14 protein-coding genes are annotated in these 18052 nt (G+C 58.5%); 8 read left to right on the top strand and 6 right to left on the bottom strand.

From position 1 onward, the window contains the following. Positions 1-736 precede the first annotated feature (736 nt). The 8 genes from rpmH to CLAC_RS12105 all read left to right on the top strand — a co-directional run bounded on the left by rpmH (position 737) and on the right by CLAC_RS12105 (position 7670). Positions 737-874: a 50S ribosomal protein L34 gene (rpmH, locus tag CLAC_RS12135; RefSeq protein ID WP_005511646.1), complete on the top strand. Its 138-nt coding sequence runs from the start codon at positions 737-739 to the stop codon at positions 872-874. 17 nt (positions 875-891) lie between these two features. Then, positions 892-1284, top strand: a complete 393-nt coding sequence (gene rnpA, locus CLAC_RS12130; protein ID WP_053413131.1) for a ribonuclease P protein component — start codon at positions 892-894, stop codon at positions 1282-1284. Then, positions 1232-1615 carry a membrane protein insertion efficiency factor YidD gene (gene yidD, locus CLAC_RS12540; protein ID WP_082313440.1) on the top strand — a complete coding sequence of 128 codons (384 nt, stop codon included), beginning with the start codon at positions 1232-1234 and terminating at the stop codon, positions 1613-1615. The genes rnpA and yidD overlap by 53 nt, the downstream gene beginning before the upstream one ends. A 107-nt stretch (positions 1616-1722) precedes the next feature. Further along, the gene (gene yidC, locus CLAC_RS12125) at positions 1723-2883 is read left to right on the top strand and encodes a membrane protein insertase YidC (protein ID WP_053413130.1); all 1161 of its coding nucleotides are present in this window, start codon (positions 1723-1725) and stop codon (positions 2881-2883) included. Between the two features lie 468 nt (positions 2884-3351). Next, positions 3352-3990, top strand: coding sequence for a 16S rRNA (guanine(527)-N(7))-methyltransferase RsmG (gene rsmG, locus CLAC_RS12120; protein WP_053413456.1), 639 nt, complete (start codon positions 3352-3354; stop codon positions 3988-3990). A 394-nt stretch (positions 3991-4384) separates the two neighbouring features. Continuing rightward, positions 4385-5365 carry a ParA family protein gene (locus CLAC_RS12115; RefSeq protein WP_053413129.1) on the top strand — a complete coding sequence of 327 codons (981 nt, stop codon included), beginning with the start codon at positions 4385-4387 and terminating at the stop codon, positions 5363-5365. Positions 5366-5383: 18 nt separating this feature from the next. Next, a complete protein-coding gene (locus CLAC_RS12110; RefSeq protein WP_053413128.1) occupies positions 5384-6616 on the top strand; it encodes a ParB/RepB/Spo0J family partition protein in 1233 nt (410 codons plus the stop codon). 64 nt (positions 6617-6680) lie between these two features. Further along, positions 6681-7670, top strand: a complete 990-nt coding sequence (locus tag CLAC_RS12105; protein WP_053413127.1) for a hypothetical protein — start codon at positions 6681-6683, stop codon at positions 7668-7670. Between the two features lie 68 nt (positions 7671-7738). Here CLAC_RS12105 and CLAC_RS12100 read toward each other — a convergent pair whose 3' ends face one another. From CLAC_RS12100 to CLAC_RS12075, 6 genes are all read right to left on the bottom strand, one after another. Beyond that, on the bottom strand, positions 7739-8923 hold the full coding sequence (locus CLAC_RS12100) for an N-acetylmuramoyl-L-alanine amidase (RefSeq protein ID WP_053413126.1): 1185 nt from the start codon (positions 8921-8923) through the stop codon (positions 7739-7741). 384 nt (positions 8924-9307) lie between these two features. Then, positions 9308-9628 carry a thioredoxin gene (gene trxA / locus CLAC_RS12095; protein ID WP_053413125.1) on the bottom strand — a complete coding sequence of 107 codons (321 nt, stop codon included), beginning with the start codon at positions 9626-9628 and terminating at the stop codon, positions 9308-9310. A 385-nt stretch (positions 9629-10013) separates the two neighbouring features. Then, positions 10014-10946 (bottom strand): thioredoxin-disulfide reductase, encoded by a 933-nt coding sequence (gene trxB / locus CLAC_RS12090; RefSeq protein WP_053413124.1) that lies wholly within the window; start codon positions 10944-10946, stop codon positions 10014-10016. Positions 10947-11082: 136 nt separating this feature from the next. Beyond that, entirely contained in the window at positions 11083-11706 is a 624-nt protein-coding gene (locus CLAC_RS12085) for a sigma-70 family RNA polymerase sigma factor (protein WP_245621897.1), read from the bottom strand. Positions 11707-11902: 196 nt separating this feature from the next. Beyond that, positions 11903-15496 (bottom strand): murein biosynthesis integral membrane protein MurJ, encoded by a 3594-nt coding sequence (locus tag CLAC_RS12080; RefSeq protein ID WP_053413123.1) that lies wholly within the window; start codon positions 15494-15496, stop codon positions 11903-11905. A 26-nt stretch (positions 15497-15522) separates the two neighbouring features. Continuing rightward, positions 15523-18051, bottom strand: a complete 2529-nt coding sequence (locus tag CLAC_RS12075; RefSeq protein ID WP_053413122.1) for a hypothetical protein — start codon at positions 18049-18051, stop codon at positions 15523-15525. Position 18052 lies beyond the last annotated feature (1 nt).

The following is an 18052-nucleotide window of genomic DNA, read 5'->3' as shown; positions in this document are numbered from 1 at the left end:
GGTGCTTTCCTTATTTCTTTGCTTAACGACGGATTACGTGTTTGAAGATGCATCGCAGCTTAGTGTCCACAGCCGCCGCCGGAGATTGATTCGTGAGAGTAGGTTACAGACTTCAATCAACTGAGGCGCAAATGCCCAAATGGGGGCTATTTTTTGTAATTTGCCCTGTGGGGCAATTTTGCACAGAGCAGACTGCCCTGTGGCCTGGACTTCCACATGTTTGTCCACACCTGTGGATAAACTGCGGCGCTTAATAATCAACAGCTTATCCACAGTTTGCCCACAAAGAAAAAATGGCCCTCGGCACGCTATTTACCTGCGTAAATAGAGCGTTTGCCCAGTTCGCTGTGAATGTTGGGGAGAGAGTTATCCACAGCTTGACTTTATGAATGCGTGTGAATTCTAGTGGACAATTTGTCATTTCCAGTGGTCAAACCGTGTGAAGCGCCCGAAGTTCGGGAAATATATTCTTGCGATTTTTCCGCGTGTTGATTTGTATTACTCCCCCCGCTCGACGTAATCTATCCGGGTGTTTCATATCCATTGAGATATGAGTCCGGGTGCGTTTGCACCGCATCGTTTTTCCTAGCGTGCAGTTGCCGATCGCACCGGACCCGGCAAACAGTTAAGTCTTTATTTTGCCGGTAAGTAATGTTTCCGTGCATCGCGGCTTCCGCGTGGCCTTTGTCGGGTCAAGTGGTCGTTGTGATCTTTCAAGTTTCAAGGAGTGTCAACCGTGTCGAAGCGGACGTTCCAGCCGAATAACCGCCGTCGTGCACGCGTGCACGGCTTCCGTACCCGCATGCGTACCCGTTCCGGTCGCGCTGTTGTGGCAGCTCGCCGCAGCAAGGGCCGTGCCCGCCTGTCCGCCTAAATAGGACACCGATTTCGGTGCTCCCAGAGCAGCACAAGCTACGTTCGTCCAGTGATTTCACGGTCACGGTGCGACGAGGGCGCCGAATCGGACGCAAGACCATTGTCTTGCATATTCGTGATACCGCCACCTCTAAGAGTGGCAACGAGGCCGATACGCCGGTCGCCAGAATTGGTGGACCACGTATCGGCCTTGTCGTGTCTAAAGCAGTTGGCAATGCCGTTACGCGGCATGCGGTATCCCGCAAGCTGCGTCACGTTGCCCTGGGCTTGCGCGATGAGATTCCGTCGTCCTGCGACCTAGTTCTCCGCGCTCTCCCGGCCTCCGCCACGGCCACCAGCCAGGAGCTCACTGAAGATGTGCAATCGGCACTCAGATCATTCCGGCGTTCCTCAAGGGGAAAGCGCTAGCGCTCGTCCCATCGAGTCCTCTCCTCCGCCCGCCGACTCCGCGCTTTCCGACGGTTATCCGCCACGCGGCGTCGGCACGCGTGTCGTTGAACGCGCCATTTTGTTTTATCGAAGGCGGATTTCCTCTCTGAAGCCAACGAGTACGTGTCGCTTCGAACCCACATGTTCCGCTTATGGTCTGGAGGCAGTGCGTCGTTTTGGTGCCGTGCGGGGCCTGTGGCTCGCAACTTTGAGGATCTTGCGGTGCGCGCCTTGGCATCCTGGTGGATGGGATCCGGTTCCGAGGGAATTTCCCGGCCTGGGTTCGTGGTGGAGACGAATGCACAGGTAACCTCTAATAAGGCTCTCAGAGTGGCTTTATCCCGCATGATGCGGGTTTTACGTGTAGACGAAGGTGCTTTTCGATGCGCCCCTAAAAGATCGGAGTGAATCTAGACCGTGCTCAATTTTGTATATTTTCCCATTTCGGGAATCCTGTGGTTTTGGCATAAGGCCACAGGATTTCTCTTCGAGCCCTCATCGGGTATCTCGTGGGTGCTGGCAATCGTACTGCTGGTGGTCACGATTCGTATCCTGCTCTTCAAGCCGATGCTGAATCAGCAGCGTTCGGCGATTAAGATGCAGCAGCTTGCACCGCAAATGCAGGCCATCAAACAAAAGTACAAGAATGATCAGCAGGCTCAGGCAATGGCGATGCGCCAACTGCAGAAGGAAACGGGAGTCAACCCGCTAGCCGGCTGCTTGCCTGTCCTGGTTCAGATGCCGGTGTTTATTGGCCTCTTTCACGTCTTGCGTTCATTCAACCGCACCGGTGAAGGGGCCGCGGCCGTTGGACAATCCGGTGGCATGTCAGTCATTGACAATTGGAATACCCCGAACTACCTATTCCAGGTTGAGGATGTTCGCTCCTTCTTGCTAGCCCGCGTGTTCAATGCGCCTCTTTCCGCTTCGGTGGGGATGGATGTTAAGCAGTATGAGGCCTTCACCGTGCCTGGTACTCCTGCAGACTTCAGCCGTATGGACATCATTTACGTCGCTGTCCCGCTGATCATCATCTCCGCGTTGGCAACGCACTTCAACGCTCGCATGTCTGTCAACCGCACTCAGGCCCGCCAGGCTTCCGGTCTGCAGGCTCGCCAGGAAGGCGTCATGGGTCAGCAGATGGACATGATGAACAAGATGATGCTCTGGTTCTTCCCAATCATGATTCTCGCGACTGGTTTCCTGTGGCACATTGGTCTTCTGGTCTACATGGTTACTAACAACATCTGGACCTACTTCCAGCAGCGCTACATCTTCGGCAAGCTGGATCAGGAAGAGGCTAAGGAGCTTGCGGAGAAGAAGGCCGCCAAGCGCGAGGCTCAGGAAAAGCTCGCCCCGAAGGTCGGCCAGAAGCCGATTAATCCGAAGAAGGGCGGTAAGCCGCTTACTGACGCCGCCGGCAACTCGTCTGGTGTGCAGCAGTCCGGCGGCGAAGGCTCCGCTACCTCGTCCCACCTACCCGCTGCTGGTTCCGGTAAGGGGCAGGCTGGTCCTGCGTCGAAGCCGGCTGTTGGACAGAAGCCCGCTCGTTCCAAGAAGCGCAAGCGTAAGAGGTAAAGAGTCACCTTCGTCTACGAACTATTGATAACCCCGCCCGTCGTGGCGGGGTTATTTTTATGTCTTCTGGGGCAAGTTTTTCGAGGTGTTTCGAGGAACTTTGGAACGTGGGTGGACCCGTAAGATGCATGGGGTTGGTAGTCGGACCATTGCAGCAGTGTAATTACGGTCCTGTAAGTTATTGAGGCTTCTTCGAGTTCGGAGCAGAATGGTTTTCCTTTTAATGTTTCACGTGAAACATCCCGACTTAATCCTTGTGCTCAGCCTGATGGATCCCTGGGCGATTTAAGTCGGGGCGGGTGGACAATCATTCGAAAATGTTTCATAGGACGGTAGCCCTCGGCGCTAATTCGACTTAGGGCGTCGGCTTGCGGGGGCGGTAGAATGAGCACGACGAACAACGCCGAGTAGTTGAAGGAAGCGCTAGTGTCTGAGCATTTCGCCGAGACGGATTACAACGAGGCCGGGCTGGGAGCCTCTCCGGAACCTGCGGAGTTGGTTGAGCGAGTATTTGGTGCGAATGCCGACAAAGCGCGTGAATATCATCGGTGGCTCGCGCAAGAGGCCACCGTACGTGGCCTTATTGGCCCACGGGAAACTCCGAAGCTGTGGGACCGTCATATCATCAATTCCGCGGTCGTTGGCGAAGCCATAGGCAAGGATTTGGTTGTCGCCGATATTGGTTCTGGCGCCGGCCTTCCCGGCATTCCGTTGGCGCTAGCCCGCCCTGACCTCACTGTGTATCTGGTCGAACCGCTCTTGCGGCGCACCACTTTCCTGTCGGAGGTCGTCGAAGACTTGTCGTTGTCTAACGTAATCGTGGTTAGAGGACGTGCTGAGGATAAGGAAGTACTCGAAAAGGTTGGCGGTGTAGACGTTGTCACTTCTCGGGCAGTGGCTCCGTTGGGCAAGCTGGCACGTTGGTCACTTCCTCTTGTTCACTCTGGCGGTGTGATGGTCGCACTGAAAGGCAGTTCTGCAGGCGAAGAGATTGAACGCGATTCCAAGATAATCCAGAAAGCCAAGGGTCTTAACCCCCGTGTCGTGGAAGTTGGAAGTTCTATCCTAGATACGCCAACCTATGTGGTAATTATCAAGAAGAAGTAGTCGAGCGGCACCTCTTTGCTTTTGATGCCTGCCGGTTGGATAACCAATCCCCTACCCCACCCACACGCTGTTGGCCGTTCTAGGGGGTTGCGGTTTCTTTTCTCGATTGCATATTCGTTATGTCTACTGCCGTTAGCAACTAAGCCTTTTAAGTACTTCGCAGCATTGAGAGTAAGTAGGAAAAAGGGTTAGAGTAGAAGCCGAACCAAAGCAATTTTTCGTTTCTGGAGCGATGTTTCACGTGAAACATTGCTCTTAATTCTGTTTTTCTAAGTCTCACGTTTCACGTAAACGAATCGCGCAAAGGTCACTGGAGTACAGGACTATCGGGTCGCTCAAATTCGACGACCCGTCTGTTCCGACAGCGGCCTGACGCACTTAAGGGGAATTTTTCATGGCTCGTAAGTCCTGGCAAGACACGCCGATTGCAGCCGCAGCGCAACGCGCAGCGCAAGTTAAGGCTCCCAACAGGCTGTCTCTTCCGCGGCCGGACCAGCCCCGCAGAATTACAATCGCCAACCAAAAAGGCGGGGTGGGTAAAACCACCTCGGCGGTCAATATTGCGTCTGCACTGGCTCGTCACGGACTGAAGGTTCTTGTCGTCGATAACGACCCTCAAGGAAACGCATCAACCGCCCTAGGAATCGAGCACAGGACCGGCACCCCTTCAACTTACGAGCTTCTCATCGGTGAGATGACGGTGGACGAGGTTATTCAATCCTCCCCCGAGTCTGAAAACCTTTTCTGCATTCCAGCGACCCTGGATCTCGCCGGTTCAGAAATTGAACTTGTCTCGCTTCTAAACCGAGAGCGTCGCCTCCTCGACGCCATCCCGGATCAGTACTTGATTGACAATGATTTCGACTTTTTGATTATCGACTGTCCTCCGTCGCTCGGTCTCCTGACACTGAACTCCATGACTGCAGCAAACGAAGTGCTTATACCTATTCAGTGCGAGTTTTATGCTTTGGAAGGCGTCACTCAGCTTCTCAATAATGTGCAGATGATTCGCCAGCATCTGAACCCAGCCCTCCATATTTCGGCCGTTCTGCTCACGATGTATGACGCCCGCACGAAGCTGGCGGAGGAGGTCGCCAACGAGGTTCGGACTCATTTCGGGGAAGTTGTTTTGCGCAACCTTATTCCCCGCTCGGTCAAGGTGTCCGAAGCCCCTGGTTATTCGAAGACAGTAATTTCTTACGATCCTGGTTCGAGGGGTGCCGTCGCCTACCTCGATGCCGCGAAGGAACTGGCTACCCGTGGGGACTACCCCGCCCCGTCGGGTGGCAACGCCATCGGAGTGAAGCCAGGTACGGAGTCTCCTGAAACCCACGGAGCTCACGCCGCTGATAGCCGTTCTAGTTCGAGCCACTAATACTGAGGAGATTCTTCGATGTCTAATCCTAAGAAAGAAGTTCGTCGCGGTGGTCTCGGCCGAGGGTTGGCTGCTCTTATCCCTACTGCCCCAGAGCAAAGTCCCTCTGTGGGCGACAGTGCGGCCGATATAATTTTTGGTCCGCGTAAAAATGGACCCGTCGTGCGTGGTTCGGAAAACCGTCCGAACCGGGATGCGGGTACGACGGCTGGTGCTGCCAATAAGAAAAAATCGGCGAATTCCCCCGTTACTGCACCGTCCTCCACAGTGCCAGAGAAAAGTCACAGTGACAATAATGTCTCTGACATTAGTTCGGTAGAAGTGGCGCAGGATACGGCGAAAAATGTTTCACGTGAAACATTCGAAGCTAGCCAAGAGAATGTTAGCGACATCGGAGCCACCTACCGTGAAATTGCCGTAGAGCTGATTTCGCCAAATCCGCGCCAGCCTCGCGAAGTCTTCGACGAAGAGCCACTAGCAGAGCTTGCACACTCGATTCGCGAATTCGGTTTGATGCAACCAATCGTCGTCAGGCCAATTGAGGGAAGAAACCGCAAGCTCGCTCTCGAGGCGGCTCGAAAAGAGAATCCTGGAGCGAAGCAGCCAGAGTTCGAAATTATCATGGGCGAGCGACGCTGGCGGGCCTCGCAAAAAGCCGGCCTCGATGTCATTCCTGCGATTGTCCGAGAGACTTCGGACGAAAACATGCTGCGGGACGCGCTCTTGGAAAATATCCATCGCGTTCAGCTGAATCCGCTCGAAGAGGCGGCTGCGTATCAGCAGCTGCTTGAAGAATTTGGTGTCACTCAGGCTCAATTAGCCGATAAGATTGGACGCTCTCGGCCGGTTATCACGAACATGATCAGATTGCTGCAGCTGCCCGTTGAGGTGCAGCGACGGGTAGCCGTCGGCGTACTGTCCGCGGGTCATGCGCGTGCGCTCTTGGGAGTCAAGACCGGCAAGGAGGATCAGCAGCGACTGGCGGAGCGTATCGTCGCTGAGGGACTTTCAGTGCGGGCCACCGAAGAGGCGGTGACCCTCCTTAATGCGGGAAATCTACAGGAAAAGAAGAAGCGCACTCCCCTCCCCCAGCCGGAGGTGCTGAACACTTGGGCTGACCGCTTGGCCGATTCTTTCGATACCAAGGTCACAGCTCAGATGGGCAAGCGAAAGGGAAAAATCGTTATTGAGTTCGGCGACCTGGAAGACTTTGATCGCATCATGGCGCTAATGAACGTGAACGAAAACTGATTTTCCGAGACACCTGCGCCTCGCCCCGTCCCCCCCCGGACCGCGGAAAAAGGAGTGACGATTGGTGAAAGACTTCATAATCACACCTATTGACCTCGCAAACATCGATGCGGTCTATCCGGAAACGATGACGAGTCTTTTCTGGGAACAGGGTGCTCGTCGCGCCAGATTTACCGGCTACCATGATAGGTGCGCAGGCGAAATTGCCCCAGAAATAGCCAGAAACGACGATTTAAGCGCTTTGGATGCCGATAGGGCTCCCCAATTACCTGGAGACGAATTAAAGCGTGCTCCGGGCTATTTAGAGCATTCGGGTGATATCGACCGGAATCGCAGTCATCAGGATGTCGATCAGGTTCGCCTCGAAAAGGAGGCATGGCTAAATGCGGTATTCCTGTCCTGGGGCTCATGTGGCTTTTCGCTTAGGCTGGCCGATTCGGCGAAACCCTCGGCAGAGGGCATGCGAGACCTCGACAAAGACAGCTTTCGAACAGTAGGAACCTTGCTGTTTTCCCCGCCGAGATTCTGCCCGACAACTTTTTCTTTTCCATCTGGACCAATTTCCCCTGACGCAATCGCGTTGACCAGTTTCCACTTCGATCCATTCGAAGTTGATGATGCAATGAGCCGAGCCCTGCTCCTGACAACGCTGCACAACCTAGCGCAGCGAGGAGTCAATGCAGTGGAAGCGTTCGGATGCAGCGGCAGTGCTGAGGACGAACGAGAGACGGCGGAGATTGACTGTAACAAAGAAGGCGCTGACGATGCAGAAGCGAGTCTTCTTTTCGAAGAGCTGGAGCAAAGCCTGGGTGCTGCACGGAGCCTGAAGCCGTGTCACTCAAACTCGTTGAGCGCGATAAATCACGAGTTCGGAGAGATGATTCGGACGAGAACGCTACTGGAAGCAGGTTTCCGGGTGATGACGCCTCATCCAGTACATCCGAAGCTGCGCATCGACTTAGATGCCGAGCTCAACTGGGACGAAGCCGTGGGCCATGCTCTAGAAAAAAGCTCGGCCGAACGGTTTATTCGGGCCAGGCTTTTTAGTCTGTAGCCGCAGCTCGTTTGGCTTGCGCTAAGTCGATACACAGCGAGTGCAGCATTTCTAAACGCTTTGGTCGGTTAAGAATTTTCCGCCTCGAGAAGCTGAACGAAGCTATACGCACCGGTCATCGGCTGCGGTTCGTCGTCGCCGAGGTAGAGTCGCTTGACCGCGACAACGATTGACTCGGCAATGGTATCGCGCTGATCTGGGGAAGACAGGGTTGCGATGTCTCCAGGGTTTGTCATGTACCCGACCGCCACCTCGACCGTCGGCATACGGGTCAGCCTTAGCAGATCCCAGGTCCGGCCGTGTGAACGACAATCGGTAAGCGGAGTGCGCGCTACAATCTCACGTTGAATCAGCGACGAAAGCTGCTCGCCGAGAATCGAATTGTTGCCCTTCTCTGAGCCGAAATAGAAAGTGGCGACGCCATTGGCCAGGTCATTTTGGTAATGATCAGCCTGGAGCGAGATGAAGACGTCGGCACCAAAGGCGTTCGCTAACTCCGCACGGTCCTCGATTGTGGGATTATCAGTCCGAGGACGAGACAGAATAGTCTCCGCGCCTGCGGCAACCAGGCGTCCCTCGATCCGAGAAGCCAAATCCCAGAGGATTTCTTCTTCGGAAATCTGCCCGTAAGGACCTTCGACGACCATCCCAGGGTCACCAGCGCCAAGGCCTGGATCGATGACAACGCGTTTGCCTGCGAGCTTCGGACCCTTAGTGCGGACTACCTCTTTCTCACGGAATGCGCTGACAGAGCCGCCTGTGACACGCCGACCCAGGTAGCTAAGCGCTCGGAGCGTTACCGGGCCACAAATTCCGTCCGGTTCAAGCCCGTAATTGAGCTGGTAATCGCGAACCGCAGCATCAGTCTTCGGTCCAAAGTGTCCGTCGACCCGGGCATCGTGAAAGCCGAGTTCCTGCAAAGTAGCCTGTAGCTGCCCTACGTCCTCGCCTGTCATCTGGGATACAGGATCGTAGGAAAGAACCCGTGCTCCAAGGGTGTAGGTCGCCTCTCGAAGCAGGCGAAGCGTAGTGTCCCTGATAACGCCGTCCGCATAGACACCTCTGGACTGCTGGAATGCCAAGAGCGCATCGCGGAGATTATCGTCAAACAGATCGTCGTCCCCAGACCATTGCGGAGAGTTCTCTTCGGCAGCTGAGCCTTCCCAGCCGGAGAGAAGGCCGAGTCTTGCGAGTGTAGAGCGCACTTCCGCCACACGGGGTGAACGGTCACCTACCGTCAAAAACTCAGGCACAAAGACTCCCTTCCGATCGGTCCACCGACATGAGAGGTAGGCGGCCTTCACCGGGTTGGGCTCCCGTGCTGATTAATACAGCACAAATCAGGCTTCGGGCTTGTGTGCCACGATATGCCGGACCAAGCGGTAGTTCATATCTTGCGTTGATACGCAACGTCAGCCAAGAAGAACGCCTACGCATTATGTGGTCATAGAATACCAGCCTGCGTTGCGATTTAGCCTCTCATGACACGGTAAATAAGCGGTTCCGTGCCATCCCAGACGCAAAAGCCCAGTACCCCGGATTATTAAACTTTCGTAACATTCGTCACTCGAGTATCATAGAAGGGTGATGTACGCACCCAACCGGGGTGTCAGAAACTGAACTGAATAGTGAAACTCTTAGAAGTGCTTCTCAATCTTGCCCTGGATTTCAGACTTCGGCCGCACGCCGACAAGTTCCTCTACCTTGGTTCCGTCCTTAAACACGAGCAAAGTCGGAATCGACATGATTTGGAACATCCCGGCTAGCGCGCGCTGCTCGTCGACATTTACCTTGGCAATGACGGCCTTGTCGCCGAGCTCGGCGGCAATCTCATCGAGCACCGGGGAGACCTTTTTGCAAGGACCGCACCACTCCGCCCAGAAGTCAACGAGGACTGGCTTATCGGATTCGAGGACGGTCGACTTGAAGGTATCGGCGGTAACGTTGACTGTAGACATTTCAATCCTTTCCGCTCGCTCTCATGGAGTCCGGACTAGTTCTTAAGTACTCGATTACGAGGCTTAGGAGACCACGGGAGTGGTTGCGTGTTCGTTTTGTATATCAGTTTAGCGCTCGACGGGTAAAACTATCAATACTCGTTTTAATTTAGGTTTTTTTAATTGTCGGAAGCGGTGTCGGGTCGGACTCGAGCACGTCGAAAGTTTGCAGACTTTGGGGGTGGCAGAGGTTATCCATTGGCATAAGCCGATAGTTTGAAACAGTAATTATCAAAAACTCCTAAAGTTGGGAGACGGTGATAGTTGGCTATTACCAATAAAAGGAAAACGCCCACTATATTGCAATAACTGCAGTTAGTGGGCGTTTTACTGAAAGTTTAAGATTTTAAAGTGATGCGAGGTAGTGCTCGGCATCCAGAGCGGCGGCACAGCCAGATCCCGCCGCGGTGACTGCCTGCTGGTAGTGCGAGTCCACCAAATCACCGGCTGCGAAGACGCCCTTCAGTGAAGTCTGAGTGGACGGGGAAGCCACCTTTACGTACCCGGCCTCGTCACATTCAACCTGATCGACAACCATTTGAGAACGAGGCTCATGACCGATAGCGACGAACAGTGCAGTCACATCGAGCACGGACTTCTCGCCAGTCACAGTGTCTTCAAGCTCAAGGCCCTTGACGCTGCCCTCTTCCGCGCCGAGGACCTTCGAGACAACCTTGTTGGTCGCGAAACGAACCTTCTCGTTTGCGGCAGCGCGCTCGACCATAATCTTGGAGGCGCGGAACTCATCGCGGCGGTGGACGATGGTGACCGACTTTGCAAACTTAGTCAGGAAGGTAGCTTCTTCCATTGCGGAATCGCCGCCGCCGACGACGGCGATGTCGTGATCGCGGAAGAAGAAACCGTCACAAGTAGCGCAGGCGCTGACGCCATGACCCAGCAGCTGCTGCTCGCCCATGGCACCCGTGTAACGAGGTGCGGCGCCCATCGCCAGAATGACGGCGCGGGCCTTGTGCTCCTCCTCCCCTACCCAGACGGACTTGATATCGCCGGATAGATCCATCTTGTCCACGATCTCCATGCGCAGGTCGGCACCGAAGCGCTCGGCCTGGGCACGCATCTGATCCATGAGCTCCGGGCCCATAATGCCCTCGGAAAATCCGGGGTAGTTCTCCACTTCGGTGGTGGTCATGAGTAGACCGCCGAATTCAATACCCTCGAACACAACCGGGTTCAGCTCTGCGCGAGCAGCGTAAGTTGCGGCAGTGTAGCCGGCAGGGCCAGAACCCACAATGATGAGGTCGTGTACGGTGTCGCTCATGAAATTCCTCCACTAACGCGTTCATAAGTTGTTTAATCGGAATATAAAAACTCCGGGACTGAAACTACCCGAAGCCTCTCCTACAGCCAACGCGATTCTAACCGGGGATATTCCCCGCCTGAGGTCACCGGCTACGCTAGGCCGCCAACACGTCGCTAAGCCGACGGCGGAGGAATGTGCGAGCCCGGGCGCGGCGAGATTTTAGAGTCCCGCTTGGATGGCCGGTACTGCGTGCAGTTTCCGTAATGGAGTATCCGAAGATGTCGAGGTACAAAAGAGCGTCCCGCTGATCCTTCGGCAACTTCGCCAGCGCATCGGACATAACGATACGCAAAGTGACATCGTTCTTTTCCGTGGAAAGGCTGTCAATCTTGCGTGCGAAAGTCTCCTCATCCTCGCAAACCGGGGCCTGGCCGAAGCGACCTCGGTAGTAGTCCATGCACGCGTGCTTGATAATGAGCGAAAGCCACGTCGCCACTGAGCAATTGCCCCGGAAGCCCCGGGCCGCATTCATAGCCCGAAGAAGACCTTCCTGTACGCAATCGTTCGGATCAAGCGGAGCGTCACAGTGACGCCTCGCGACATTGAGCAGCATGGCGCGGTGTCGCGCCACCAGCATGCCGAATGCCCGACTGTCTCCGGCGACGTGTGCCCGCAACAGAGCGAGATCCTCTTTCTCCCGTTCCAGTCGGACCGGTGTTGGCTGTCCTTTCCGATCCCCTCCCCTGGCCGAGTCGATGTTGCAGGACTGCTGAATCAACTTCTGATTATTTCTTCCCCCAAAGTTCATGGGACATACTCAAGCACGCGCCCAAAGGGTGCGCCATCGCAAAACTGCGGTGAGCCAAGCAGCTGTGGATGAATTTTAAAAAGGGGACAAAAAGACCGGAGGCTGTGGATAACCACAACCCCCGGCTGCTTTTCGGCGATGTCAGTTTTCCGGATCTCAGAGGCCGCTAGTCCAGCACCTCAATGTTGCCAATCGCGACCGGAACCAACTGATCCGGCGCGGAATCGGCGAGATCGGAGTCACCGACGAGGGCGTCCTTTCGACCCTCATTAATCTCGTCGACGGAAAGGTCGCGCAAAGAGTCACGAGCCCTCGGCATCTCCTTGACGAAGATGACCAATTCCGTCCACTTCTGCCCCTTCGAATCGACGGGAATCGTGGTCGTACCCGCGCCGATTGTGCCCGAACCAAGGACAACGGTGTCATCCAGGTTTGTGGACGACGGGTCCTTCAGACCCCTAATCTCGAACTTCGCGCCGCGCGTGGCGACGAGTTGAACGTGATGGGGACTGGACGGATCGGACAAGCTGACGAGGATGCCCACTCCCGGCTTGAATGCGGTTGGTTCGGTGCCGAACTGGGACAGGTACGTAGAAGTGGCCCAGAAGGAATTCGGGTCCTTATCGATGGTCAGCTTGGCGTTATCCGGATTATCCGGTCCGGCCTCCGGATTCGGGGTGTCCGGTTGCCACTCAGTCGCGGCGCGGATTGGCAGCGCAGCCCCGAGTCCCTCGGCGGCCTTCTGCGCGGCCGCCGGACCGCGGCGAACAGAGTCGGGCGTAATCGGGGCATCGGAGGAGCGATTGACCAGACCGAAGACGGCACCGGCGACGACGGCGCCGACAATCACGACACCGACAACCATTGCACCGGTACTGAAAGCCCGGGTGCGGCCCGCAACGCGGCGGACCAGGCCCGGCTTCGAGCCCGCAGAGGTGCCGTCGTCGGAGGAGCCGTCGGTACGGATGGTCGGGAACTCCGAGGATTCCGGGCCCAGTGCAGCGCGCCGCAGGTCCTCGGCGAGCGTGCGAGCCGGGGACACCTCGGAATTCGGGTTGTCCGGGTCCGCGGCACGCGCCTTCGCAATGGCGTCGCGGATGTCCTGCGGGACGTGGGAGATGCCGTCGAAAAGCGAGGCGGTGGCGGAGACGAGCGCACGGTAATCGGAGGCGCGGGAGGCGTCGGGAAGCACGACGGGGAAAGCGTCGAAGAGGTGGCCGTCGCCGCTGATGCGCAGGCGCTCAGGCTTGTCGTCGAGGCCGAGGACACGGCCGGACTCGTGGGCATCGGCGACGACCTCGGCGAGGTGAACCGCCGCAAGCGCGAGGGCATCCGGGTGGGCGGCCTGCTCGAGCAGGTTAGCGCCGACGCTCGAGGTCCAGTCAGCGGCGATGAGCACCTCGGTACGGGTCTTGGCGACACTGTGGATGCGCGACATACCGGTGCCGGCGAGACTGCGCAGCTCGTTGGTGGTATTCGCGATCTTCGCTGCAGCGTCAGAGGGCAATCCTCCACGGTACGGCAGCGTGATGGTGTCGACGAAAATGAGGGCGACATCGCCGTGGTCGGGATCGCCCATGTCCATGGCGCGCCACAGGCGCAGACCTGGGTAAGTGGCGACCTCGGAACGCAGGCGGAAGCGACCGCCGGAGACCATCTCGCCCGGAACGTAGCGGACGGGGCGGGAGCCTTCGGTCGGCATCGGAGGCAGCAGCGGCGAGGCAGTGAAGCCCTCGTTGGCGAGACCAGTGGACTCGCCGATGAGGCTCGCCGGCGAGATGGAGAACGCGTCGGCTGCGAAGCCCTGCTCGCGCTCCATGGCCTCGCGGTCCTCCATAGCGTCGTCCGCCGCGTGCGGCTTCGGGGCGAAACGGCGCAGGCCCGGAATGCGGCCGAGGAAACCGCCGAGAACGCGGACTTCGGCAAGCGGTGCCTGTGCCAGGACAATGCCGGTACCGACGAGGAAGACAACGCCCGTGATGCAGGTGCGCAGGAAGAAGCCGAAGGAGCCAAAGAAGTCGAACACCGCAGAGTCGGTGAAAATGTAGACGAGGGTGGCCACGAACACGCCGGCCAGCGAGGCGCCAAGTGACCACGCCACCGTCTTGATGGTCGCCTTGCTGTCCAGGTGGCCGAGTTGGCGGCGCAGCAGCAGGAAGCCGATAATCGCGCCGGCGACGAAACCGAAGCCGTTGGCCGCGCCGAGCAGCACGACTACCGTCTCCAGGTTGGAGGCCAGAATCGGCGCCAGGTAGGAAAGAATCACCTTGACTATGGTGATGCCGAGGATGATGAACGTCGGCGTCCACGCCTCCTCGCGGGCGTAGAACACGCGAAGGTGCAGCAGCACAATTGCGTAAGGAATCAGCGAGAACGCGGAGAAGGAAAGCGTCCAGCCGAGAATCTCGGCAGTGTGCTGCGGGAACTCCAGGTACGCGAACAGGCCAATTGCGATGGGCCGGCCGAATGCGGTGAAGAAAGCCACGATCGGAACCAGGGCGATCATGGTTAGGCGCGTGCCGACGGAAAGGTCCCGGACCACAGCCTTGTCGTTACCATCGGCGGCATTGCGGGAAAGCCGGGGCATAATCGCGGTCAGCAGGGTTACGCCGATGATGCCGTACGGGACCTGCAGTAGGAGCCAGGCCTGCTGGTAGATTGTCGGGGCGGCTTCGGAAGCCGAGGACGCAATCTGGGTGGTGATGAAGTAGCCGGCCTGGGAGATTGCCACGTAGGTGACAATGGCGATGCCCATTCCGGAGAACTGCTTGATGCGGTCATCGATCCCCCACAGCGGTCGCAGGTCGATGCCCGCCTTGCGCAGGTACGGAATCATGATTACGGCCTGTACGACCACGCCCAGCGTCGTACCGAGACCGAGAAGCAGAATGTGCGGGTCGGTCAGGACGCCCGCGGAATCGGTGGGAATACTGCCGGGAAGCTGCCAATAGAGCAGGAGGGTCGTGATTGCGACGACATTGTTGGCCACCGGCGCCCAGGCTCCTGGCTTGAAGATGCCCTTGGTGTTGAGCACCGCCATGAGCAGGGCGAAGATGCCGTAGAAGATAATCTGCGGCAGCAAAAGGAAGGCGAACGCAGTGGCCAGGGGGACGTTGACCTTACCATCTTCGTTCAGGCTGAGCGTCGTAAGGAAAGGTGCCCCGATTACGGCGGCGATGGTGACCACCGCCAGCAGCGACAGGGACACTGTCAAAAGTCTTCGGATGAACGCGGCGCCGCGGTCCGGGTCTTCCTTCTCTGCGCGGACCAGAACCGGCACCACGAGAGAGGTCAGGACCGCGCCGAGAACGATTTCGGTGATGAGGTTAGGCAGCGTGTTCGCGACGTTGAAGGCCGAGGCGATAGCCGGACCCATCGTCGCGCCGATGAGAAGGTTGCGCAAAAATCCGGTGATGCGGGAGATTAGCGTCGCAATCGCCATTGAACCGGTGGAGGCGACCACATCGGAGTCGGACTGTTGTCCCTTCTCCCCCCTTGCAGCCGTGGCCGTCGAGCTGGATGCCGCACCGGACGTCGCGACTGCCCCGGCAGTACGAGCCGCCCCGGCAGCCTTCGGATCAGTCGGGCCGGCATCCGGTGAGGGCTTGCGCCGTACGCGATTCCTCACCGAGGTGAGGTCGGGCGCCGACTCTGCAGGCTCGGACTCCGCGGACCGGCGAGCTGCCGGCACAGGGGCCGGCGGAGCGGGCCTTCGTATGCGCCCGCGAAGTCCAGATTTATGCGCTTCTGAATCAGTCACACATCCATTGTTGCCTATAAGGAGGCTTACTTCCGAAAGGTGCGCGAACGTTTCGCCGCAAAAAATCCTCCAACAGCGACGACGCCGACCGTCGCGATAAGCAAAAAGCCGACCGAGACGCCCGATTGCACGGAAATCTTCACGGACTGAGAAATCGGAAGTCCGCTTGGCGACTCCAGCCACAGCGTCAGGTGGTGCGCGGAGCGCGCGGCGGATACCGCCCCCGAGTCCGATTTAGCATCCTCGCCCTTGCCAGCGGGGCTCAACTGCACGGTCACCGACCCTTTAGCTGGAATCGATGCCTCGTATTTCTCCTCCATCACGACGTCGCCCGCGGCGACCCGGACGAACGAGGGGACAGGCAGGGGCAGCCCGTTACGGGCCAGGACAATAACGGGCGACAGGTCGGTTGCCCGGGTGTAGACACCGCCCGGGGCCACCAGTGTCACCGAATTGCGCAGGCGCCGAGTCATCGTCAGGGCGGCGTTGCGCAGGTCCTCGCCGCGCTTTTGTACCTGAGACGACAGGGCGATACTGCGGCGCCCCTGTGTGGTGAGCGAACGCAGCACGTCGCGGCGCAGCGGGCGCGTGAAGCCATAGCGAGTCAGGGCAACGAAGGGATCGTTGGCCATAATCTTCGTCAGATCCGAAATCTCGCGGGCGGCCAACTGGGCCGTCTCGATGTCGGAATCCGAAACGGGAGCGGGATCCGCAGAGGGTGGGGTCAGCTGCACCGGGCCGGCATCATTGTGCTTTGCCGAGTCGGCCAAGGCCTGGTTCAGCGCGATGCCGTCGGCCTCGGGCGAATCCATCGCTGTGCGCACAGCCTCAATCCACTTTGCGGCCTCCGCCGGAGACGGGTTCCAGCCCGCCGGCGGCGAGGCCACAATCGCGCCGGACTCCGGGGAGCGGGAGGCGTCGGAAAGCTCCTGGTAGAGAGTGCCGACGGCCGATTGCATGCGCGCGATGCCGGAGTCCGCACGGAAATCGTGGCGGCCGATGACATTGCTGTACGAGGCCGTCTGCGGGTCGTCTCCCGTCGCGGCCAGTGCCGCGGTGAGGGCTCCTGGAAGGGCGAAGGAGCGTCCCCCGCCCGGCATGGCCCCCGACTCTCCGGCCGCAAGAGGAGCGCCGTCCTGCCTGGTTAAGGTGTTATTCGCCACCATAGCGAAGGTCGCGTCGGCCGACGCCGGGGGAACCGTTGCGCTCGTACTCCCTGACTGCAGCCGCTGCTCGAAGGCCGCATCTGTGCTCAGCGGAGTCTGCGCGCTCGCCCTCGCATACAGGGGCACGCTTTCCGACGTCACGAAGCCCTCCGGCGGCAATTGCACACCCGGCAGCGATTCCGCCGAGAGGTGATTGCGAATCGTCTCTGTGCCTGCTGCGAGCGCCTCCATTGCCAGGTCCTCGTCACCGACCCTCGCTATGGCGCTGACGTCCGCAGAGGCCCAAGGCAGAGAGATGACGCAGGTGTCGGCCGCGAGCGCACGCAGTCGATCCAGCCACTTCGCCGCGTCCTGACTGGCGGACACCTTGCGCAAATCGATATCGGTATTGCTGCCCCAGGAATCGCGGAGGCGCTGCGAAGCCTGGACCGGGCTTGGGCGCTCCACGCCAATCCAGTAGTCGTGGGTCATCCGAGCCACGGCATCGAGAGTCTCCGGATCGATAGCAATGCACGTCGAGCTGCGCAGCTGAGGCCCCGTCGCCGTGGAAAAACCCTTCTCCAGGGAGGACACCAGGCCATCGAGGTGGCCGCCTGGGCGCAGCGAATCGGCCAGGGAATCGTTGGTGAGAATAAGATCCGGGGCGCCGGGGGCGTCGCCGGTCTCCCCGCCGACCAGCGGTACTGGCTGGCTGATGGGCCAGATCAGTGACATGGGCACCGGCTTCGTCGGCTCGGGGGTGTTGTCCGTGCCGTCGGCAAGCGAATCTGGCTCGGAGGAGTCGGAAGAGTCAGCAGGGTCAGCGGGGGCGAGAGACCCGGGAGATTCGGGAGATTCGGGCGCGGCCCCGACCGGAAGGAGGATGCGCGTCTCCTTCAGCAGGCGATCGATATCGTCGGCGGGCTGACCATTGACGTTAATGAGCAGCGGGTAAGTCCCCGGCTCGGTGATGCCCAGGCCCTCGGGCGCGGGAGCCGAAACGGGCGTGGACAGCGTGATATCGCGGACCTCGCCGGGCTTCAGGTCGATAGGCTCGCTGAAGTCGCCCGCGACATCGTATGCGGCCTCTGGCTCAGCGAGAGCGGTGCGGGCTTCAGCGGCGCTGGACAGCGCCTTAGCCCGCTGCATTCGCAGCACGAGATTAGAGACATCCCGCTCGGAGGTGTTGCGGACCTGCAGCCGGATGCGCAAGGTGCCATCCAGGCGGGGAACCTGGGGTGTGACCTGCGAAATCGACGCACTGACGGGGGAGTCAGTGCCGATACGGTTGGACTCGATGCCCCAAGTCTCCGAAGACTGCGCCCCCGCAGTCGGGGCGAACGCCGGAGCGCACACGAGAGCGGCAATCGTTGCCGCGAGGGCCTTCCTTCTCAGGCGCTGTGCTGCCATG

The organism is Corynebacterium lactis RW2-5 (genome assembly GCF_001274895.1).
GTDB classification, from domain to species: Bacteria; Actinomycetota; Actinomycetes; order Mycobacteriales; family Mycobacteriaceae; genus Corynebacterium; species Corynebacterium lactis.
This window is presented reverse-complemented; position numbering and strand designations above follow the sequence as displayed.